The sequence below is a fragment of the Pseudomonas libanensis genome (genome assembly GCF_001439685.1).
Classification (GTDB): Bacteria; Pseudomonadota; Gammaproteobacteria; order Pseudomonadales; family Pseudomonadaceae; genus Aquipseudomonas; species Aquipseudomonas libanensis.
The window spans coordinates 34,082-54,562 of the sequence record NZ_JYLH01000025.1 but is presented as its reverse complement, the minus strand read 5'-3'; the positions used below and the strand labels follow the sequence as shown (position 1 = coordinate 54,562).

Annotated in this window: 19 protein-coding genes; 13 read left to right on the top strand and 6 right to left on the bottom strand. The window is 58.8% G+C overall.

All coding sequences use genetic code 11. The annotated features are described in order from the left end of the window. Positions 1-422 precede the first annotated feature (422 nt). A complete protein-coding gene (locus tag TU73_RS26835) occupies positions 423-1,796 on the top strand; it encodes an MFS transporter (RefSeq protein ID WP_057014685.1) in 1,374 nt (457 codons plus the stop codon). A 59-nt stretch (positions 1,797-1,855) separates the two neighbouring features. Here TU73_RS26835 and TU73_RS26830 read toward each other — a convergent pair whose 3' ends face one another. From TU73_RS26830 to flgA, 4 genes are all read right to left on the bottom strand, one after another. Next, a complete protein-coding gene (locus TU73_RS26830) occupies positions 1,856-2,605 on the bottom strand; it encodes a flagellar brake protein (protein ID WP_057014684.1) in 750 nt (249 codons plus the stop codon). Positions 2,606-2,701: 96 nt separating this feature from the next. Beyond that, entirely contained in the window at positions 2,702-3,172 is a 471-nt protein-coding gene (locus TU73_RS26825; protein WP_057014683.1) for a flagella synthesis protein FlgN, read from the bottom strand. A gap of 48 nt (positions 3,173-3,220) precedes the next feature. Further along, positions 3,221-3,544: a flagellar biosynthesis anti-sigma factor FlgM gene (gene flgM, locus TU73_RS26820; RefSeq protein ID WP_057014689.1), complete on the bottom strand. Its 324-nt coding sequence runs from the start codon at positions 3,542-3,544 to the stop codon at positions 3,221-3,223. Between the two features lie 141 nt (positions 3,545-3,685). After that, entirely contained in the window at positions 3,686-4,450 is a 765-nt protein-coding gene (gene flgA / locus TU73_RS26815; RefSeq protein ID WP_057014688.1) for a flagellar basal body P-ring formation chaperone FlgA, read from the bottom strand. A 73-nt stretch (positions 4,451-4,523) separates the two neighbouring features. On the opposite strand from flgA, the gene TU73_RS26810 reads away from it, so the two are divergent. From TU73_RS26810 to TU73_RS26780, 7 genes are all read left to right on the top strand, one after another. Continuing rightward, positions 4,524-5,456 (top strand): chemotaxis protein CheV, encoded by a 933-nt coding sequence (locus TU73_RS26810; protein ID WP_046069174.1) that lies wholly within the window; start codon positions 4,524-4,526, stop codon positions 5,454-5,456. A gap of 43 nt (positions 5,457-5,499) precedes the next feature. Beyond that, entirely contained in the window at positions 5,500-6,327 is an 828-nt protein-coding gene (gene cheR / locus TU73_RS26805; RefSeq protein ID WP_057014682.1) for a protein-glutamate O-methyltransferase CheR, read from the top strand. A 302-nt stretch (positions 6,328-6,629) separates the two neighbouring features. Next, positions 6,630-7,037, top strand: coding sequence for a flagellar basal body rod protein FlgB (gene flgB, locus TU73_RS26800; protein WP_046069172.1), 408 nt, complete (start codon positions 6,630-6,632; stop codon positions 7,035-7,037). 3 nt (positions 7,038-7,040) lie between these two features. Further along, positions 7,041-7,484 (top strand): flagellar basal body rod protein FlgC, encoded by a 444-nt coding sequence (flgC, locus tag TU73_RS26795; RefSeq protein ID WP_043050111.1) that lies wholly within the window; start codon positions 7,041-7,043, stop codon positions 7,482-7,484. Between the two features lie 16 nt (positions 7,485-7,500). After that, positions 7,501-8,220 (top strand): flagellar hook assembly protein FlgD, encoded by a 720-nt coding sequence (gene flgD / locus TU73_RS26790; RefSeq protein WP_057014681.1) that lies wholly within the window; start codon positions 7,501-7,503, stop codon positions 8,218-8,220. Between the two features lie 30 nt (positions 8,221-8,250). Next, a complete protein-coding gene (gene flgE, locus TU73_RS26785) occupies positions 8,251-9,567 on the top strand; it encodes a flagellar hook protein FlgE (protein WP_057014680.1) in 1,317 nt (438 codons plus the stop codon). A 181-nt stretch (positions 9,568-9,748) separates the two neighbouring features. After that, the gene (locus TU73_RS26780; protein ID WP_414860409.1) at positions 9,749-10,846 is read left to right on the top strand and encodes a hypothetical protein; all 1,098 of its coding nucleotides are present in this window, start codon (positions 9,749-9,751) and stop codon (positions 10,844-10,846) included. 93 nt (positions 10,847-10,939) lie between these two features. Here TU73_RS26780 and TU73_RS26775 read toward each other — a convergent pair whose 3' ends face one another. Continuing rightward, positions 10,940-13,834, bottom strand: a complete 2,895-nt coding sequence (locus TU73_RS26775; protein ID WP_057014679.1) for a ribonucleoside-diphosphate reductase subunit alpha — start codon at positions 13,832-13,834, stop codon at positions 10,940-10,942. Between the two features lie 651 nt (positions 13,835-14,485). On the opposite strand from TU73_RS26775, the gene TU73_RS26770 reads away from it, so the two are divergent. Further along, positions 14,486-15,211 carry a response regulator gene (locus TU73_RS26770; RefSeq protein WP_057014678.1) on the top strand — a complete coding sequence of 242 codons (726 nt, stop codon included), beginning with the start codon at positions 14,486-14,488 and terminating at the stop codon, positions 15,209-15,211. Beyond that, positions 15,208-16,821, top strand: coding sequence for an ATP-binding protein (locus TU73_RS26765; RefSeq protein WP_057014677.1), 1,614 nt, complete (start codon positions 15,208-15,210; stop codon positions 16,819-16,821). Before TU73_RS26770 ends, TU73_RS26765 begins: the two co-directional genes overlap by 4 nt. Positions 16,822-16,828: 7 nt before the next feature. Here TU73_RS26765 and TU73_RS26760 read toward each other — a convergent pair whose 3' ends face one another. After that, a complete protein-coding gene (locus TU73_RS26760; protein WP_057014686.1) occupies positions 16,829-17,545 on the bottom strand; it encodes a 4'-phosphopantetheinyl transferase family protein in 717 nt (238 codons plus the stop codon). 139 nt (positions 17,546-17,684) lie between these two features. On the opposite strand from TU73_RS26760, the gene TU73_RS26755 reads away from it, so the two are divergent. Genes TU73_RS26755 through TU73_RS26745 form a run of 3 tightly spaced genes read left to right on the top strand, consistent with a single transcriptional unit; the run spans position 17,685 to position 20,032 of the window. Further along, positions 17,685-17,993: a hypothetical protein gene (locus tag TU73_RS26755; protein ID WP_057014676.1), complete on the top strand. Its 309-nt coding sequence runs from the start codon at positions 17,685-17,687 to the stop codon at positions 17,991-17,993. A gap of 18 nt (positions 17,994-18,011) precedes the next feature. After that, positions 18,012-18,689 carry a response regulator gene (locus TU73_RS26750; RefSeq protein WP_043050102.1) on the top strand — a complete coding sequence of 226 codons (678 nt, stop codon included), beginning with the start codon at positions 18,012-18,014 and terminating at the stop codon, positions 18,687-18,689. Next, positions 18,686-20,032 carry an ATP-binding protein gene (locus TU73_RS26745; RefSeq protein ID WP_057014675.1) on the top strand — a complete coding sequence of 449 codons (1,347 nt, stop codon included), beginning with the start codon at positions 18,686-18,688 and terminating at the stop codon, positions 20,030-20,032. Before TU73_RS26750 ends, TU73_RS26745 begins: the two co-directional genes overlap by 4 nt. Positions 20,033-20,481 lie beyond the last annotated feature (449 nt).

Below are 20,481 nucleotides of genomic sequence, written 5' to 3'. Positions count from 1 at the left end.
GTAGTGAAACGATGCATCGCCGATGGTAGTGTGGGGTTTCCCCATGTGAGAGTAGGTCATCGTCAAGATTAAATTCCGAAACCCCAATTGCGAAAGCAGTTGGGGTTTTGTTTTGGGCGCTCGGAAATGCCGCCCGCTGCTTGTTCCATATCCCTTATTGGTTCTCCTCTCCTCTGCGCTGCACTATTGAGGCTTTTTGCAAGGCTGCCCAAGTTCAGTCGAACCTTGCAGCGGTTCGGGGTTCACAGCAGGTGCGTCATGTATTTATCTCTATGGTGTACCTGCAAACACCGGTGCAGCGTCTGAGCTCTTATGCAAAATAATCCCCGGAAACAGACAATACTGCCTGTCCGGACCCGACCACCCCGGACTATCATGCCGATAGCCCCGTCTCTCACTGCAAGGAGCCGCTCGGAACGCCGATGCGCCAGATCTGGAAATCTTTTCGAGCCCTTTATTTCGCTTCCTTGATGATGCTGATTGGCTCCGGCCTGCTCAGTACTTATCTGGCCTTGCGCCTTGCGGCAGACAATGTCGACAGCCTGTGGGTTGGTGCGTTGATGGCCGCCAACTATTTTGGCTTGGTCCTGGGTGGCAAGATCGGCCACCGCCTGATTGCCCGGGTCGGGCATATTCGCGCCTACGCCACCTGCGCTGGAATCGTCGGAGCTGCGGTGCTGGGCCACGGTTTGATCGATTGGCTGCCGGCCTGGATCGTGCTGCGGATGATCGTGGGCCTGGGCATGATGTGCCAGTACATGGTCATTGAAAGTTGGCTCAACGAGCAGGCAGATGCCAAGCAGCGCGGCGTAGTGTTCAGTGGCTACATGATCGCGTCTTATCTCGGGCTGGTGCTGGGCCAGTTGATCCTGGTCATGCACCCTCATCTTGGGCTCGAGCTGTTGATGCTGGTCGCGTTGTGCTTTGCCCTGTGCCTGGTGCCGGTCGCCATGACCCGACGTATTCACCCGGCACCATTGCACCCGGCGCCGATGGAGCCTCGCTTCTTTATCAAGCGTGTGCCGCAGTCGCTCAGTACGGTGCTGGGCGCTGGACTGATCGTGGGCTCGTTCTACGGTTTGGCGCCGCTCTATGCGTCCCAGCAGGGGCTGACGACTGAACAGGTTGGCTTGTTCATGGGTAGTTGTATTTTCGCCGGTTTGCTCGTGCAGTGGCCTCTGGGCTGGTTGTCGGACCGCTATGACCGAGCACTGCTGATTCGCTGCTTTGCCTTGTGCCTGGCGATAACGGCGTTGCCGCTGGCGATCATGACTCAGGTGCCCTTGGAAGTGCTGTTCGTGACGGGCTTCTTTTGTTCGCTGGTGCAGTTCTGCCTGTACCCGTTGGCTGTGGCCTTTTCCAACGACCACGTCGAAGGTGACCGTAGGGTTTCGTTGACGGCCATGCTGCTGGTGACCTATGGCATAGGTGCGAGCGTCGGCCCGCTGTTGGCAGGTGTCGTCATGAAGCTATTCGGCAGCCAGATGCTCTACGCATTTTTCAGCCTCTGTGCGTTGATCCTGGTGTGGCGAATTCGACCGAAAGCGGTAACCAATCTGCATCAGGTCGACGACGCGCCGCTGCATCACGTGGCGATGCCCGACAGCATGTCCAGTTCGCCATTGGTCGCTGCGCTGGACCCGCGGGTGGATGAGCAGGTGGTGCAGGAGCAGATGCAAGTCAGCGTTCCTGATTCAGAGCCTGAACCCGCAACGGATGAGCCGGCTAACGAAGAGCCGCAAGAGCACCCAGACCCGGACGAACATCCTCATGATTTGAGCAGGGCGCGACCCTGAACGAAAAACGGGCAGATCCCACCAGGATCTGCCCGTTTTTTTGCTTCAGCGTTTAGAGCTTAAAAATCGTCGTCTTTGTCGAAGCGCCGAGCTTCACGCTGCAACTGATACACGAAGCGCTCCACTTGGCGTTGCACCAAGCCACTCATGTTGTGGAAGCGCACGCCGGCGAACGTGATGTTGAGCTTGTCTTCGAAGTGCAGGTAGCGCAGTTCTACGGCGGTGGTCATGCTGCCAAAGGGCAGGGCAGCGACAAAGCGGTCGTAGACCTGGCCAAGTTGCAGGCGCTCGGAGATGTCGCCTTCGAAGCGAAGCTTGCAGCCGGTGGCGGAGATATCCAGCAACTTACCGTTGATCGGCGCCTTGAGTTTCTCGCCACCCAACTCGATATTCACCAGCTGCGCCAGTTTCAATGCGGCGCGAAAAGCATTGCGGCGCTGATGGTACACCACCTCTTCGGGCATGTTGCCGCTGTAGATGCGGTGGCCGTCCTTTTCGCTGAGGCTCAGTGTGCCGTTGCTTTCCCAGGCAATCCGCACACCATCGTGAAAACCTTCGATACGAAAGGACTCGCCATTCTCCAGGTAGCGTTCGCCGTCACGGGGAATCATTTCATCCAGTACCAGCGTGGTGCTGTCGCGGGAAACGTCTACCAGATAGCTTTGAAAGCGTTGGCTGCGCTCGTGGAAGGTGATGATCAAAGGATCATGGCTGTCTTGGAGCATCCGCAAAGTGCTGGCGATTTCCAGAGGCGTGGTGAGGACCTTCGGTGGCTGCGGGGCATCTTCCGCATTAAGGGCGTTGAACACGGTTCTTCCATCTCCAGGCAAAATACGACTACACGCAAGAACCGGCATTTTGCCAGTATGTAGCGCACCTTGGATAGGCCGCGCTGTAAACCGGCGTCAGGCTTGGCTGCGGGTGCTTGGCTTGACCAGGCGCGAGGTGGAGCCTTGTGCGTTGTACAGGGCCGGAGGTTCGCCGCCATGAAGTATGCGTAACTGATTGGCGGTCGTGGCTTGCTGAAGCTGGATCGACTGGCCGTTGAGCAGGTTGGCTTCCTGGCACTGGGCGAGCAATTGGTTGAGTTCCTTGCTTTGCGACAGCAACTGGTCACCTACCGAGGAGTGACTGGCCAGTTGCGCGAGGCCATCATGATCGGCAGGCAGGCCCAGGCTGATCAGAATCTCGCTGCGCTTCTTGCCGTGCTGTTCGAGCAGCACGATCAGTGACTGTTTGCGCGCCAGGATTTCTTCCAGCAAGCGCATATCCCGGCCGTACAAGGCCAGGGACTCTTCTTTGAGCAGCTCGAGCAATTGCTGCGTCGGCGCCAGATCATCAATGATCAGTTGAAGCAAATGTTCGTCGTGGTGCATGGCTGGCCTTGGGTTTTAAGCGTCCAAAAGCCCTGCGCAGGCCTTTGCCTAGCGCTCGGCTTCGAAGTTGAGCAGCTTGCTGGCGACACGGTTGCTGTCGACTTTATAGCTGCCATCGGCGATGGCCTGTTTCAACTCGGCCACGCGGGCTTTGTTGACAACCGGCTGGTCGCGCAGCGAGTCAGTGACCTTCTGCAACTGTTGAGCCTCATTGCTCAGGTGAACCGATTCCCCACTCTGGCTGACGCTGGCCTGTTCTGCCTTCGCGGGCAGGGCCTGAGGCTTGGCTTCTACGCTATCCTTGGCAGCGCCGGTACGCGTATTGCCTGGCACAGCCGGGGCGTTATTCAAACGACTGAAATCAATGACCATGTTGAAAAAACCTCTGGGTATTTGGACGCTTGCCATGTTTTCGGCCATACCCAAACAAACTTTAGGCGCGAATGACAATAAATCTCCACACGGAACTTCTCGTGCACAGTGTAGGAAAACCCAGCGTCCTCTACCAGTGTTCTATAAAGCGACCTCGACTTGCCCGGGGGCGGTCACGCGCGCCTTGATGACGCGGTTGGAGTTGAGGTTCTTGACGCGGATCTGTTCGCTCATGCCGCCGTTGGACAACGCTTCGCCTGGCATCCTGACGTTCAACCCGCCGCTGCTGGCGGAAATGACCACCTGGTCACCCTTGCGAATCACCTCGGCTTGTTCCAGGTGAACCAAAGTGATGACTTGATCGGTGACCATTGGTCGGGTAAGTCTCTGCCCGATAGCCTGGTCCAGTGAGGTCAGGTAACCCTGGTTGATCTGGCTGATGTCTCGCTCCCGCAAGGCCACATCCTCAAAGCTGATAATACCGGTGCGTTTCAACGGCCGCGCAACGACAACCACATCACGGAACAGCTTGACCTGGGCAGGCACGAATACCGTCCAGGGCGAGGCGCCTTCACAGCGTACTTTCACCGTGACCCGGCCAATGGGTTGGGCGGGGCTTTCCAGGGTGGCTGTCAATTCCCTGTCGCACATGGGCATGCGCAAACGCGGGTCCAACTGATTGACCTGGATTTCATAACGCCCCGGCGTCTGTGTGGTTGCCAGATAATCTTCTACAGTGAACTCAAGAAACCCTTGGGTGACGCCGATAAGTACATCAGGCAGGGTAACGTTGTCGGCACGGGTCGTAGCACTGAGCCCCAAGGCAAGCAACGCCATCGAGGCGCAGAGCAATCTGCGATAGCGTTGGCAGCCAAAGTGTCGGGAAACTGTCGTTTTGATATCCATGATCAACAAATAGCAAAGCTCGTGCCGTTTAGTGTTGGGTACGCTTCGTACCCCTAGTTTTAGGAGTCTGGGCATGGCAGGTGTAATGGATTCAGTAAACCAGCGCACACAGCTGGTAGGGCAGAATCGCCTGGAGTTGTTGCTTTTCCGCCTGGACGGCAAGCAGTTGTATGGCATCAACGTGTTCAAAGTGCGTGAAGTGCTGCAATGCCCCAAGTTGACGATCATGCCCAAGTCCAATCCGGTCGTGTGTGGCGTGGCCAACATCCGTGGCGCGACTATTCCGATTCTCGACCTGGCATTGGCCACGGGGTCCTCAGGTTTGCAAGATCGCCAGAGTCCCTTCGTGATCATTACCGAGTACAACACCAAGACCCAGGGTTTCCTGGTGCGCTCGGTGGAACGTATCGTCAATATGAACTGGGAAGAGATCCACCCGCCGCCCAAGGGCACCGGGCGCGACCACTACCTGACGGCGGTGACGCGGGTCGATAACCAGTTGGTGGAAATCATCGATGTGGAGAAAATCCTCGCCGAAGTAGCGCCGACCTCGGAAACCATCTCCGTCGGTGTGGTGGATGCCGAGACCGCGCACAAGGCCGTGTCTTTGCGCGTACTGACCGTGGACGACTCTTCAGTGGCGCGCAAGCAGGTCACGCGTTGCCTGCAAACCGTTGGTGTGGATGTAGTGGCGCTCAATGATGGTCGCCAGGCCCTGGACTACCTGCGCAAGCTGGTGGACGAAGGCAAGAAGCCAGAAGAAGAATTCTTGATGATGATTTCCGACATCGAGATGCCGGAAATGGACGGCTACACCCTTACTGCCGAGATACGCAACGATCCACGCATGCAAAAACTGCATATCATCCTGCATACTTCGTTGTCGGGGGTATTCAATCAGGCAATGGTCAAGAAGGTCGGTGCTGATGACTTCCTGGCCAAATTCCGTCCTGATGACCTCGCATCCCGGGTAGTCGACCGGATCAAGGCAGCAGATCACAGCTAAGGGATTCTCCCCTGGCGGTCACACGATTTAAGAGGCGGTACCATTGTCTACGGGTAATTTGGATTTCGAACAGTTCCGGGTCTTCCTGGAAAAAGCCTGTGGCATATTGCTCGGTGAAAACAAGCAATATCTGGTATCCAGCCGTCTCAACAAGCTGATGGAACAGCAGGGCATCAAGTCCCTGGGTGAGTTGGTCCAGCGGATCCAGACGCAGCCGCGCAGCGGGCTCAAGGAAATGGTGGTCGATGCCATGACCACCAACGAAACCTTATGGTTTCGCGATACTTACCCCTTTGAAGTGCTCAAGAATAAAGTGCTGCCGGAGGCGATCAAGGCCAGCCCGGGCCAGCGCTTGCGTATCTGGTCGGCGGCGTGCTCTTCGGGGCAGGAACCGTACTCGATCTCGATGTCCATCGACGAGTTCGAACGGACCAATATGGGCCAGTTGAAAGCCGGCGCGCAAATTGTCGCCACGGACCTGTCCGGCACCATGCTCACCAACTGCAAGACCGGTGAGTACGACAGCCTGGCGCTGGGCCGCGGCCTGTCCCAGGAGCGCCTGCAGCGTTACTTCGATCCGAAAGGGGCGGGGCGCTGGGCGATCAAGGCACCGATCAAGAATCGCGTGGAATTCCGCTCGTTCAACCTGCTCGACAGTTATGCCAGCCTGGGCAAGTTCGACATGGTGTTCTGTCGTAACGTGCTGATCTATTTCTCGGCCGAAGTAAAGAAAGACATCCTCTTGCGCATCCACGGCACGCTCAAGCGCGGCGGGTATCTGTTCCTCGGTGCTTCCGAAGCCTTGAACGGCCTGCCGGATCACTACCAGATGGTGCAGTGCAGCCCGGGCATCATCTACCAGGCCAAGTAAGTCAATGTGAAAGTGTGGGAGGGGGCTTGCTCCCGATAGCGGTGTGTCAGTGATAGATTTATCAACTGAATCACCGCTATCGGGAGCAAGCCCCCTCCCACATTTGTTTTGCGGCAAGATAAATAAAAGTGGCAATGCCCATTGCCGCTTTACTGGCGCCACGCGGAAATCACTTGCCGCTTTTCTGGCATTGCCGCCGGCAATCTCCCTGCAAACCCCTTATATACGGGGCTTCACAAGATTGGCATGCACCTTGCTATAACCTTGCTAACGAACAGAAGGTCAGCCTAAAGGTCTCCGCCATGAGCATCAGCTTCGATAAAGCGCTCGGTATCCACGAACAAGCCCTGGGCTTCCGCGCCCAGCGTGCCGAAGTCCTGGCCAACAACATTGCCAACGCCGATACCCCGAACTACAAGGCTCGGGACCTGGACTTCTCCGCCGTGCTCGCCGCCCAGCAGGACAAGACCAAGAACGGCACCTTCGCCTTGAACATGACCAACAACCGTCATATCGAAGCGCAGGGCCTGGGCAATGCTGACGAGTCGCTGCTGTATCGCACGCCGATGCAGCCGTCGATCGACCAGAACACTGTCGACGCCCAACTGGAGCAATCGAATTACGCCGAGAACTCGGTGAACTTCCAGGCCAGCTTCACCCTGCTCAACAGTAAATTCAAAGGGCTGATGTCAGCCCTGCGTGGAGAGTAAGCCATGTCCCTGTCCAGTGTTTTCAATATTGCCGGCAGTGGCATGAGCGCGCAAACCACGCGCTTGAACACCGTCGCCAGTAACATCGCCAACGCCGAGACCGTGTCTTCGAGCATTGACCAGACTTACCGCGCCCGTCACCCGGTGTTTGCCACCATGTTCCAGGCTGGTCAGAGCGGCGGCAGTGATTCGTTGTTCCAGGACCAGGACGCAGCCGGCTCCGGTGTGCAGGTGCTGGGTGTAGTCGAAGACCAGAGCAACCTTGAGGCCCGTTACGAGCCGAACCATCCCGCCGCGAACGAAAAGGGTTACGTCTACTACCCCAACGTCAACGTGGTCGAGGAGATGGCCGACATGATTTCCGCAAGCCGCTCGTTCCAGACCAACGCGGAAATGATGAACACCGCCAAAGCCATGATGCAGAAGGTCTTGACCCTGGGTCAGTGATAAGGGGCGCCAAATAATGGCCATCGTTGATACGTCTAACAACACGGCAGTCCAGGACCTGTTCAATTCCAAGGTCAAGGATGCTTCGAACAATGTAGCGAATGTTTCCAAAGCCGCGACCGGCAACCAGTCGCTGGGCAAGGATGCATTCCTGCAATTGCTGGTCACCCAGTTGAAAAACCAGAACCCGCTGTCGCCCCAGGACAATGGCGCGTTCGTGGCCCAGCTTGCGCAGTTCAGCAGCCTTGAAGGCATCAACACCCTGAACGACTCGGTGAATAACATTTCCAGCAACTTCAGCTCCTCGCAAGCGCTGCAGGCTTCGTCGCTGGTGGGGCGGTCGATCATTATCCAGACCGACAAAGCCATGGTTGATACCAGCAAGAGCATGAACGGCTCGGTGCAAGTGCCATCGGCGGTGGGCAACGTTTCCGTCAAGATCACCGACAAGGACGGCAACGTCGTGCGCACCTTGGATATGGACGCGCAGAGTGCCGGCAGCCAGAGCTTTATCTGGGATGGCAAGAACGAGAAGGGTGAAATCGCCCCAGCCGGCACCTACACCTTCAATGCCACTACCAAGAACGACAAGGGTGACGCGGTGGCCCTGGCCACCTCGCTGCCGGCCACGGTAACCAGCGTGACCCTGAGCAAGACCGGCGGCGAAATGCTGCTCAACCTTGCTGGCGGCATGGGCAGCGTCAAGCTGTCGCAAATTCAGACTATCGGTACATAGAGCCGGCTAGATACGGCAGAGGGAGAGAACATGTCTTTTAATATCGGCCTTAGCGGCCTCTATGCGGCCAACAAACAACTGGATGTGACCGGCAACAACATCGCCAACGTCGCGACCACTGGCTTCAAGTCATCTCGTGCGGAATTCGCTGATATCTACGCGGCCTCCAAGCTGGGTACCGGCCAGAACACCATCGGCAACGGTGTGAACCTGGCGGCGGTGTCCCAGCAGTTCACCCAGGGCGACGTCAACGGCGGTGGCGGCATCCTCGACATGGCGATCCAGGGTGGTGGTTTCTTCGTGCAGAAGGGTAGCGACGGCTCGCTGGAATACACCCGTAGCGGTGCTTTCCGTGCGGACAAGGACGGCTACATCACCAACAACACCGGCACTTCGCGTCTGCAGGGTTACGCAGCGGACGAGAATGGCAAGATCACCAAGGGGGGGCTGGTCGACCTGCAACTGAACCTGGCGAACCTGCCACCGAAGGCGTCCACCAAGGTGGACTCTGCCAGCAACCTCAACTCCTCGTCGCCGGTGATCGACCAGACCAAGAACCCGTTTGATCCGAGCAAGTCCGAAACATTCACCACGCAATACGGCACTACGTTGTACGACGCTCAGGGTAACGCCCATCCTATGGTGCAGTACCTGGTGAAAACCGATGCCAACCAGTGGCAGTCCTACACCTTGATCGATGGCCGCAACCCTGATGGTTCGGCGCCTACCGGTACTGGTGCTGACGTGAAGGCGCCTGTGCCCTCGACTTTGAGTTTCGATGGTGCCGGTAATCTCAAGAGCATCGTGACCGGTGGTGTCGCCGGCAACACCTTGACCATCAAGGATTGGGTACCTGGTACAGTCACCGATGGGGTCTGGAAGCCCAACGATGCGACAGCGAACAAGGATGGCATCGCTATCAACATGGGCAACGTCACTCAGTACAACTCCGCCAGCTACCGCAACCCGCCGGTCACTGACGGTTATGCCACTGGCCAGATCACCGGCCTGAAAATCGACGGCAGCGGTGTATTGTTCGCGACCTTCAGCAACCAGCAGAGCAAGGCCATCGGCCAGATTTCCCTGGCCAGCTTCAACAACGAGCAAGGCTTGCAGCCGGCTGGCGGTACGGCTTGGAAAGAGACCTTCGCATCGGGCCAGCCGGGTTACGACGCACCGGAATCTGGCACTCTGGGTTCGATCAAGGGCTCCTCTCTGGAAGCCTCCAACGTCAACCTGACCAGCGAGCTGGTGGACCTGATCAAGGCCCAGAGCAACTACCAGGCGAACGCCAAGACCATCTCCACCCAGAGCACCATCATGCAGACCATCATTCAGATGACCTGATACCGTCGCTCAAGTACCAGCGTTCAATCAAAGGCCCCTCGATCGAGGGGCCTTTTTTTGTGTGCGCTACATAGTTATTTACTGCTCGTTTCACCACGCCCCAATGCGGGAACGCATAACGCCGATTTGGCCACGGATCAGCCAGCGGACGGTTGTCGTCCGGCGACTATAGGGGAAGTAAATGGCGGGTTATGCATTGTGGGAGAGCGGCGCGCGGGGGGCGCGCGGTTTCGACGCGGGTATGTATGGCGGTGTATATGGGCGGCAAAGTCCGGTGTACGGGGCCAATGACGACAAGGCCGCCAACACTGAGTCGGTCAGGCAACTGCTCAGCCAACTGATGGATGCCGAAAAAACCTCCAAGAGCCAGACCGCTCAAGACCTTCGCGACAAGCTGAACGATAAGCGCGAAGAGCTCGGTGACGAAAAATTCAAAGAAATCATGAAGGAGCTGATGGAGAACGCTGACGTCTCCTGGCTGGATTTTCTGCGGCGCATGATGAGGTTGTGGTTCCCAGAACTGGACGATGCATCGCCAACGCCCTCACCGCCTTCCCCTGGCCCATCGCCAGGTGGAGGTGGAGGCGGAGGTGGTGGCGGTAGACCAAGCCCCAACAACTTCGGCCCCAGCGAGCCCATGAGTAATCTGCCGATTACCGAAGGCTCCAAGCACTTCAACTACAAGCCCGATGACAGTAACCCAGGTAAAAAACCAGACAATATCTGGAGTGGATTCAGCCAGGGGCCGGACGGCAATTGCGTCACCGTTTCAGCGATTAAGGGGGCAATGATGAAGTTTGGTCAGAAGCCCACTGATGTTTTCAAAGAGGTTAAAGAAACGGCGAATGGCTATCAGGTGACCATGCGCGATGGGTTCAAACTTGATTTGTCCAAGGATGAGTTGAAGCAGGCAGCCAGGTATGCACAGTTCAAGGGCGATAACCCGCAGATGTTGACTGATGCCAACTTCATGTTTGCGGCGAGCGCCAAGCGCGCGCAGATAGAGGGCAATGGCCTGGACGACAACCCGAACGCATCGAAAAAGAGCTTTGCCCACGCGATGCAAAGCCTGAACAACGGCGAAATGCCCCACGAAGCGTTGGATCGCCTTGGTTTGAAAGGGCTCTACAGGAAGTCCTCGAGCAGCGAACTGGCGAGCGGCAAGCTGGGCGTCGTGGCCTATGATCGCCATTCAATGGCGGTCATCGACGGTAAAGTTGAGCTATGGGGGCGGCGAGGTGGCGCGCCGAAGCAGGGTATTGCGTACGCGTTCCTCTAAGCGTGATAAACGAAAAAGCCCGATAAACCCTGTGCAGTCGGGGTCCATCGGGCTTTTTAAATCCAGGGCGTTCAAGCCCTGGATCGGTTCAGCTTATTGGCAAGCTTCGCAATCCGGCTCGTCAATCGCGCAGGCCTTTGGCACTGGTGCCGGGCCGGCGGGGGCTGCGAGTACCGAATCATCACCGTGGTTGCCGCTGGAAACAGCATTGAGCTTACCGGTGTTGATGGTCGACTTCTCGGTGCTGGTCGCGGCCAGGGCACGGAGGTAGTAAGTGGTTTTCAGGCCACGGTACCAAGCCATGCGGTAGGTCACGTCCAGCTTCTTGCCCGAAGCGCCGGCGATGTAGAGGTTCAGGGACTGGGCCTGGTCGATCCACTTCTGGCGACGGCTGGCGGCGTCAACGATCCACTTGGTGTCCACTTCGAACGCGGTCGCGTAGAGCTCTTTGAGTTCTTGCGGGATGCGCTCGATCTGCTGCACCGAACCGTCGTAGTACTTCAGATCGTTGATCATGACCGAGTCCCACAGGCCGCGGGCTTTCAGGTCGCGGACCAGGTACGGGTTGATCACGGTGAATTCGCCCGACAGGTTCGATTTCACATACAGGTTCTGGTAGGTCGGTTCGATCGACTGCGAAACGCCAGTGATGTTGGCGATGGTAGCGGTCGGTGCGATGGCCATGATGTTGGAGTTACGAATACCTTTCTGTACTCGGGCACGTACCGGTGCCCAGTCCAGGGTTTCGTTCAGATCGACATCGATGTACTTCTGGCCACGCTGTTCGATCAGGATCTGTTGCGAATCCAGCGGCAGGATGCCCTTGGACCACAGCGAACCCTGGAACGTCTCGTAGGCGCCGCGTTCGTCGGCCAGGTCGCAGGAAGCCTGGATCGCGTAGTAGCTGACCGCCTCCATGGACTTGTCGGCGAACTCGACCGCAGCATCCGAACCGTAAGGAATGTGCTGCAGGTACAGCGCGTCCTGGAAGCCCATGATGCCCAGGCCCACTGGACGATGCTTGAAGTTGGAGTTCTGCGCCTGTGGCACCGAGTAGTAGTTGATGTCGATGACGTTATCGAGCATGCGTACTGCGGTGTTGACGGTGCGTTGCAGCTTGGCAGTGTCCAACTGGCCGTTGACGATGTGGTTCGGCAGGTTGATCGAGCCCAGGTTGCAAACGGCGATCTCGTCCTTGTTGGTGTTCAAGGTGATCTCGGTGCACAGGTTCGAACTGTGGACCACGCCCACGTGCTGCTGCGGGCTGCGCAGGTTGCATGGGTCCTTGAAGGTCAGCCATGGGTGGCCGGTTTCAAACAGCATGGACAGCATTTTGCGCCACAGGTCTTTGGCCTGGATGGTCTTGAACAGCTTGACCTTGCCTGGGTACTCGGTGAGGGCTTCGTAGTACTCGTAGCGCTCCTCGAAGGCCTTGCCGGTCAGGTCGTGCAGGTCCGGTACTTCGGATGGCGAGAACAGGGTCCACTTGCCGTCATCGAAGACACGCTTCATGAACAGGTCAGGGATCCAGTTGGCGGTGTTCATGTCGTGGGTACGACGACGGTCATCACCGGTGTTCTTGCGCAGCTCGATGAACTCTTCAATGTCCATGTGCCAGGTTTCCAGGTAGGCACACACAGCGCCTTTGCGCTTGCCACCCTGGTTCACGGCGACGGCGGTATCGTTCACTACCTTGAGGAACGGTACAACACCCTGGGACTTGCCGTTGGTGCCCTTGATGTACGAACCCAAGGCACGCACCGGCGTCCAGTCGTTACCCAGGCCGCCAGCGAATTTGGACAGCATGGCGTTGTCGTGGATCGCGTGGTAGATGCCCGACAGGTCATCCGGCACGGTGGTCAGGTAGCAGCTCGACAGCTGTGGACGCAGGGTGCCAGCGTTGAACAGGGTCGGGGTCGACGACATGTAGTCGAAGGACGACAGCAGGTTGTAGAACTCGATGGCGCGGTCTTCTTTCTGCTTCTCTTCAATTGCCAGGCCCATGGCCACGCGCATGAAGAACACTTGCGGCAGTTCGAAGCGGATACCGTCCTTGTGGATGAAGTAACGGTCGTACAGGGTTTGCAGGCCCAGGTAGGTGAACTGCTGGTCACGTTCGTGGTTGATGGCCTTGCCGAGTTTTTCCAGGTCGAAGGTGGCCAGCACCGGGTTGAGCAATTCGAACTCGATACCCTTGGCGATGTAGGCGGGCAGGGCCTTGGCGTACAGGTCGGCCATCTCGTGGTGGGTGGCGCTGTCGGCCACGCCCAGGAAGCCCAGGCCTTCGGCACGCAGGGTGTCCATCAGCAGGCGCGCGGTCACGAACGAATAGTTCGGCTCGCGTTCAACCAGGGTACGGGCGGTCATCACCAAGGCGGTGTTGACGTCGGTCAGGGCCACGCCGTCGTACAGGTTCTTCAGGGTTTCGCGCTGGATCAGGTCACCATCGACTTCTTCCAGGCCTTCGCAGGCTTCGGTGATGATGGTGCTCAGGCGGCCCAGGTCCAGCGGCGCAAAGCTGCCGTCGGCCAGGGTGATGCGGATCGACGGGTGCGCTTGCACGGCAGCTTCTTCGGCCGGGGAACGCACGGCACGTTCCTTGGCTCGCGAATCACGGTAGATCACGTAGTCGCGTGCGACTTTCTGCTCGCCGGCACGCATCAGGGCCAGTTCGACCTGGTCCTGGATTTCTTCGATGTGGATAGTGCCGCCCGATGGCATGCGACGCTTGAAGGTTGCGGTGACCTGTTCGGTCAGGCGGGCAACCGTGTCGTGGATGCGCGACGAGGCAGCAGCGGTGCCGCCTTCAACTGCAAGAAACGCTTTGGTGATGGCGACGGTGATTTTGTCATCGGTATAAGGAACGACAGTGCCGTTACGCTTGATCACGCGCAGTTGGCCAGGTGCAGTGGCGGACAGATCCAGGTTCGAATCAGCGGCCTGCGGCACGGAGCCCTGCGGGTTCTCGCGAGTTGTGTCGGTTTGCATGGGGGGTTGTCTCCACGTTCTATATTTGATTGCGAGTGCCAGGCTTTTTCCTGCAACACCCGTACCGTTTTCCATGTCGGGGATGGAGAACAGCTGCCATCCGCGTGAGCGGTTTGGTCTACTGAAAAATCTGTTGGTTCAACGCTGCGCTAGCAATAAAACGCTTGAGTTTCGAGCCACTTGTGTGGTTGGACGCTGGTGTCGAAAACCCTACATGTAGGGTCTTCATGAGCGCCGAGGTACAAGATAATGCGTTTTCGAGGGGTTAGCAACGGAGTAACCTGTGGATAACGCTGTGAGTAAAATGTGTAAGAAAGGTCGAATAGGCGTGTAGGCCGCATTGCTGCTGGATTACGCCGTTTGTCATTAAATATTTCGGGCTTGAACCAGCCTGCCCATTTTCGAAGGGCGCGAACCCTATCACAAACAAACGTGATCTCCGAATGGATTTCCAGGCTTGTTTTTAAGGGGCGAGCCATGGCTACAATCGACCTTGATCAGGGCGATAGCATGCTTGCTCCACATGACAACTGTAGGAGCGAGCTTGCTCGCGAAAATCGTCAACGATAATGCAGCACACTTGGATAAGCGCGGTGCCCTTGCGTTCTTCGCGAGCAAGCTCGCTCCTACAATAAAGAACCGAGGTAGCGCATGGAGCAAGAAGCCTGGCAGATATTGATCGTCGAGGACGACGAGCGACTCGCCGAGTTGACCCGCGAATACCTGGAAAGCAACGGCCTGTGTGTGTCGGTGGAAAGCGACGGCGCGCAGGCCGCGGCGCGCATCATCGCCGAACAGCCCGACCTGGTGATCCTCGACCTGATGCTGCCCGGCGAAGATGGCCTGAGCATCTGCCGCAAGGTACGCGAGCGCTATGACGGCGTAATCCTGATGCTCACCGCGCGCACCGACGATATGGACCAGGTACTGGGCCTGGACATGGGTGCAGACGACTATGTGTGCAAACCCGTGCGCCCGCGTTTGTTACTGGCGCGTATCCAGGCGTTGCTGCGTCGCAGCGAGTCGGCGTTACCGGCAGTAGTGGAAAACCAGCGCCGCCTGCAATTCGGCCCCTTGGTGGTGGACAACGCCTTGCGCGAGGCCTGGCTGCACGATGGCGGTATCGAACTGACCAGCGCCGAGTTCGACCTGTTATGGCTGCTGGTGGCGAACGCCGGGCGCATCCTGTCCCGCGAGGAAATCTTTATCGCCCTGCGCGGCATCGGCTACGACGGCCAGGATCGCTCCATTGATGTGCGCATCTCGCGCATTCGGCCGAAGATCGGCGACGATCCGATTCACCCGCGCCTGATCAAGACGATCCGCAGCAAAGGCTACCTGTTCGTCCCCGAAGCCGCTGCCGATATGCCGCTGTGAATTCGATCTTCCTGCGCATCTACGGCGGCATGTGCGCGGCGCTGATCTTGGTGGCGCTGCTCGGTGCCCTGGCGTTGCACCTGCTCAACGATGTGCGCAGCGGCCAGTACCGCGAGCGCCTGGCCCACGGCACCTTTGCGTTGATGGGCGATAACCTGCAACCCATGAGTGCCATTGAGCGGCTGCGCGCCTTGGCGGTGTGGGAGCGCTTGCTGGGCATTCCGCTGGAACTGCGCACGTTCACCCAGGTGCAACTGGACCTGGGCCAGCGCAATCGCCTGCAACGTGGCCAGGTCCTGGTGGAACAGACCGGCCCCCATGCGGCGCGAGTGCTGCGACTGGTCAGCGAACAGGAGCAGTTGGTGCTCACCGGCGAAGTGCAGCAGATCAGCGAGCAATTGGCCCGTGCGACCATCTACCTGCTGGCTGACGAACTGGTGCGCTTTCCAGTCGCCGAGCAGCCGCAGCGCCTGGCCGATATAAAGGAAGCCAAGGGCTTTGGTTTTGAGATGCACTTGGTGGCCCTTGACCAGGCCGACATGGACGACGACCAGCGCCGGCGCGTAGCGGAAGGCGATACGGTGATGGCCCTGGGCAAGGGTGGCGATTCGATCCGCGTATTTGCCGGCATGGTCGGCACGCCGTGGGTGCTGGAGATCGGCCCGCTGTATCAAATGAACCCTTACCCGGCGCAATGGCTGATTCTGATCACCTTGATCGGCCTGACCCTGATCGGCTTGATCGTCTATTTGCTGGTGCGCCAGCTTGAGCGCCGGCTCAAAGGTCTGGAGGCGGCAGCTACACGCATAGCCAAGGGCAACCTGGAGGTCCGCGTGCCGGCCCGAGGGGCTGATTCGGTCGGGCGCCTGGCGGCCGCATTCAATGGCATGGCAGAGCACCTGCAACAATTGCTGGCGATTCAGCGCGAGCTGGTGCGTGCGGTGTCCCATGAGTTACGCACACCGGTTGCGCGCCTGCGGTTTGGCCTGGAGATGATCGGTGATGCCGCCACCCCCGAGGCTCGGCGCAAATACCTGGAAGGCATGGACGGCGATATCCAGGACCTTGATGGCCTGGTGGACGAGATGCTCACCTATGCGCGCCTGGAGCAAGGGGCGCCGGAGCTGAATTTCCAGCGGGTGGACCTGGATGCCTTGCTCGACCAGGTGATCGGCGAATTGTCGCCACTGCGTCCGCAGGTCGCCGTTACCCGCGGTATTTGCCTGTCATCGACGCATTGGGATGACGCCTGGGTCGACGCCGAACCACGCTACCTGCACCGTGCCCTGCAGAACCTGGTGAGTAACGCTATGCGCCACGCCAAGGGCCACGTGCTGATCAGTTACCAGGTAGGCCAGGTGCGCTGCCGCATTGACGTGGAAGACGATGGCCCCGGCGTGCCGGAAAGTGCCTGGGAGCGGATCTTTACGCCGTTCCTGCGCCTGGACGACAGCCGCACCCGAGCGTCTGGCGGCCACGGCCTGGGCCTGTCGATTGTGCGGCGGATCATCTATTGGCACGGCGGGCGGGCGTTGATCAGCAAAAGTAACAACCTGGGCGGGGCATGTTTCAGCCTGAGTTGGCCCCGGGATCAAGAGAAACCCCGATAGCGTCCTATCAAGCGCCGACGGCCACCAGGCTCAACAACTGTTCCCCCTCCAGCACAAATTGCCCCTCCAACTCCTTGCCACAACACCATTCACTCGACAGGTCCGTCAGCAACCGCAGCCGCACATGCCCAGCCTGCGACCACTCCAATATTTCGGCATGTTCAAAGTAAAAACGCTTTTGCACGATCGGATAGAGCGCCTTGAACAGACTCTCCTTGACCGAAAACGTCAACGTCACCAGCAGCCCGTGCTGCTCCCGCGGTAGTGCGGCCATGCGCTGCAACTCATCCGCCGTCAGAATCTCCCCGGCCAGGCGTTCCGCCCGTTCCAGGGCCAGCAGGTTTTCCAGGTCCATCCCCAGCCCGCGCCACTGCGTCTTGTGGCCGACAATGGCTGCCGCGTGCCCGGTGCTGTGGGTGATGGAGCCACTGATATGCCCAGGCCAGACCGGTGCGCGGTCTTCACCGATCGCCGGGATGCAGTTGAGGTTATCGAGTCGTTGCAGCGCTTCGCGGGCGCACAGGCGGCCGGCGAGAAACTCCGCTTGCCGCTTGGCCACCGAGCGCTGGATGCTCGCCGGCGGCGGCACGGCGCTGCGCTGGAAATCCAGGGGGTTCAATAAGGCCGGGTCGAATCGCGTGCTCAAAAACACCGTGCCCGGCAAGGGGACAGGCAGCGGCCAACGGGCATCGAGTGGGGTACAGCAAGCGGGTAGGGGCGTCATGCGCAGCATTTTGCCGAGTTGGCGCGCCAGTGGATAGTCCGGCAGCGGTTCGGTTGTGGTTCAGAGCCTGTTCAGGGGGAGTTCAGGGGCGCTTGCGTAGTCTGGATCTCACAGCCTAAACGCGTATGAGGTAACCACCATGACTGCGATCAAGAAGCTGATGTTGGCGTTAACCATGCTCGGCGCCACCGCCGGCGTGCAAGCCTCGGATGGCGACTTTACGGCATTTGGCAGCGAGAAGACCAAGAAGTCCGGCAGCCCGATCCATCGTGTCAGCTTCGAAGACGCCGGCACCCAGACCGCGCCGTGGGGCCGGGCCCTGGGCGCTACAGCCGCGCAACTCGATTATCGCAGCGGCTATCCGCACCTGACGGGCCATTACAATGGCATTAAACTGCGCCCTCAAGACGTGCAGGGCCGCTATGATATCCCTCGGTCGGATAGTTGAATTGCCTTGGAGAGCCTTATGAAATTGCTGGTGGTGGAAGATGAGGCGCTGTTGCGTCATCACCTGTTTACCCGCCTGACCGACAGCGGGCATGTGGTCGAAGCCGTGGCCAATGCCGAGGAAGCCCTGTACCAGACGGGCCAATTCAATCACGACCTGGCGATCATCGACCTTGGCCTGCCCGGCATGGGCGGCCTGGACCTGATCCGCCAACTGCGCACCCAGGCCAAGACCTTCCCGATCCTGATCCTGACCGCCCGCGGCAACTGGCAGGATAAAGTCGAAGGCCTGGCGGCCGGTGCCGACGACTACGTGGTCAAGCCGTTCCAGTTCGAAGAGCTGGAGGCGCGGATGAACGCATTGTTGCGCCGCTCCAGCGGTTTTACCCAGTCCACCATCATTGCCGGGCCCTTGCTGCTGGATCTCAATCGCAAGCAAGCCTCCCTGGATGAACAGCCGCTGGCGTTGACCGCCTATGAGTATCGCATCCTCGAATACTTGATGCGCCATCATCAGCAAGTGGTGGCCAAGGACCGCTTGATGGAGCAACTCTACCCCGATGACGACGAGCGCGACCCGAACGTCATCGAAGTGCTGGTCGGCCGCCTGCGTCGCAAGCTGGAAGGGCCGACCGGGTTCAAGCCGATCGATACCGTGCGCGGCCTGGGTTACCTGTTCAATGAGCGCTGCCGTTGATTCGCTCGCTACGTGTGCGCCTGATGCTGGCGGCCGCCACCCTGGCCGTGCTGTTCATGCTCGGCTTGTTGCCCGCCATGCAAGGCGCTTTCAGCCTGGCCCTGCAGGATTCCATCGAGCAGCGCCTGGCGTCGGACGTGACCACTCTGATCTCCGCCGCGCGGGTCGAAAATAATCGCCTGCTGATGCCGGCGCAGTTGCCGGATGAACGCTTCAACCTCACCGACAGCCGGCTGCTTGGCTATATCTACGACCGCGAGGGCCACCTGGTATGGCGTTCGCGGGCAACCCGGGAAGAAAACATCAACTACAAGCCGCGCTACGATGGGCGCGGCAACGAGTTTGCGCGCATCCGCGAAGCTAATGGCCAGGAATTTTTCGTGTATGACGTCGAGGTCAAGCTGCTGGGAGGCAAGAGTGCGGCGTTCAGCATCGTCGCCCTGCAACCGGTGCGTGAATATCAACTGACCCTCGAAGGCTTGCGCGAGAATCTCTACCTCGGCTTCGGCGCGGCCCTGCTCGTGCTGTTGACACTGTTGTGGCTGGGCCTGACCTGGGGCTTGCAAGCCCTGCGACGCTTGAGCCAGGAGCTTGACCAGATCGAAGGTGGCACCCGTGAGAGCCTTTCCGAAGAACACCCCCGCGAACTGCTACGACTTACCGGCTCCCTCAACCGGTTGCTGCACAGCGAACGCGAGCAACGCACACGCTACCGCGATTCCCTGGATGACCTGGCCCATAGCCTGAAAACCCCACTGGCGGTCTTGCAGGGAGTGAGTGAGGACATGGCTCAGCGCCACGAAGACCGTGGCCAGGCGTGGGTGCTGCAATCGCAGATCGAGCGCATGAGCCAGCAAATAGGCTATCAATTGCAGCGTGCCAGCCTGCGTAAAAGCGGCCTGGTGCGCCACCAGGTGCGTTTGGAACCGGTGTTGCAAAGTCTGTGCGATACCTTGGAAAAGGTCTACCGCGACAAGCGCGTCAACGTCTCCTTTGACCTGCCGCAAGAGTGTGACGTGCCCATCGAGAAAGGTGCCCTGCTCGAAATGCTTGGCAACTTGCTGGAAAACGCCTATCGCCTATGCCTGCGACAAGTACGTATCAGCCTGGTGGAAAACCTGGACGGCATCGAACTGTGTATCGAAGACGACGGCCCCGGTGTGCCGCCCGACCAGCGCGCACGGATTCTGCAGCGCGGCGAGCGGCTTGATCGCCAACACCCGGGGCAGGGCATCGGGCTGGCGGTGGTCAAGGACATTATCGAAAGCTATCACGCGCGGTTGACGTTGGGGGATTCAGCGCTGGGTGGGGCGGCGTTCAGGATTCACTTTCCTGCCTTGTGATCTGCGCTGGCCTCATCGCAGCATGGGTATCTACACAACTCTGACGTAGCAACTATCAGTAACCACGATGCGAAGCGAGCCGCTCTTGATCTTGATCTGCTTTTGATCTTGATCTTAGGCGCCCCCCAAATCCCTGTCGGATTACGGGCACACCGAGCCTAGGCGAGGTGCCGAGTGGTGGGGCAAGAGCCCTTTGGTTACTTTGGGGCTCTTTTCCAAAGTGACCCGCTGTAAAAGCGGAACCCTAAGTGGCCGTTGCCCAAATAACGGATATGTACTCAGTCTGATCCAACATCCTGGTCGGCTGTCAGGCCGCCATCGGGGGCAAGCCCCCTCCCACATTTGGTTCGCGGTGTATCAGTTAGATAGTTATAAGCTGCCAGGCAGCAAGCTCCCTTGCCAGAGGAGCAGCGGCGTACCAAAGTTGTGTAGATACCCATGCTCATCGC

Excerpts from the sequence above, each read along its gene's own strand:
- TU73_RS26750 (WP_043050102.1), top strand. The coding sequence starts at position 18,012 with ATGAAATTGCTGGTGGTGGAAGATGAGGCGCTGTTGCGTCATCACCTG.
- TU73_RS26780 (WP_414860409.1), top strand. The coding sequence starts at position 9,749 with ATGGCGGGTTATGCATTGTGGGAGAGCGGCGCGCGGGGGGCGCGCGGT.
- TU73_RS26835 (WP_057014685.1), top strand. The coding sequence starts at position 423 with ATGCGCCAGATCTGGAAATCTTTTCGAGCCCTTTATTTCGCTTCCTTG.
- TU73_RS26755 (WP_057014676.1), top strand. The coding sequence starts at position 17,685 with ATGACTGCGATCAAGAAGCTGATGTTGGCGTTAACCATGCTCGGCGCC.
- flgA (WP_057014688.1), bottom strand. The coding sequence starts at position 4,450 with ATGGATATCAAAACGACAGTTTCCCGACACTTTGGCTGCCAACGCTAT.
- TU73_RS26825 (WP_057014683.1), bottom strand. The coding sequence starts at position 3,172 with ATGCACCACGACGAACATTTGCTTCAACTGATCATTGATGATCTGGCG.
- TU73_RS26810 (WP_046069174.1), top strand. The coding sequence starts at position 4,524 with ATGGCAGGTGTAATGGATTCAGTAAACCAGCGCACACAGCTGGTAGGG.
- TU73_RS26760 (WP_057014686.1), bottom strand. The coding sequence starts at position 17,545 with ATGACGCCCCTACCCGCTTGCTGTACCCCACTCGATGCCCGTTGGCCG.
- TU73_RS26775 (WP_057014679.1), bottom strand. The coding sequence starts at position 13,834 with ATGCAAACCGACACAACTCGCGAGAACCCGCAGGGCTCCGTGCCGCAG.
- flgM (WP_057014689.1), bottom strand. The coding sequence starts at position 3,544 with ATGGTCATTGATTTCAGTCGTTTGAATAACGCCCCGGCTGTGCCAGGC.
- flgE (WP_057014680.1), top strand. The coding sequence starts at position 8,251 with ATGTCTTTTAATATCGGCCTTAGCGGCCTCTATGCGGCCAACAAACAA.
- flgD (WP_057014681.1), top strand. The coding sequence starts at position 7,501 with ATGGCCATCGTTGATACGTCTAACAACACGGCAGTCCAGGACCTGTTC.
- flgB (WP_046069172.1), top strand. The coding sequence starts at position 6,630 with ATGAGCATCAGCTTCGATAAAGCGCTCGGTATCCACGAACAAGCCCTG.
- flgC (WP_043050111.1), top strand. The coding sequence starts at position 7,041 with ATGTCCCTGTCCAGTGTTTTCAATATTGCCGGCAGTGGCATGAGCGCG.
- TU73_RS26770 (WP_057014678.1), top strand. The coding sequence starts at position 14,486 with ATGGAGCAAGAAGCCTGGCAGATATTGATCGTCGAGGACGACGAGCGA.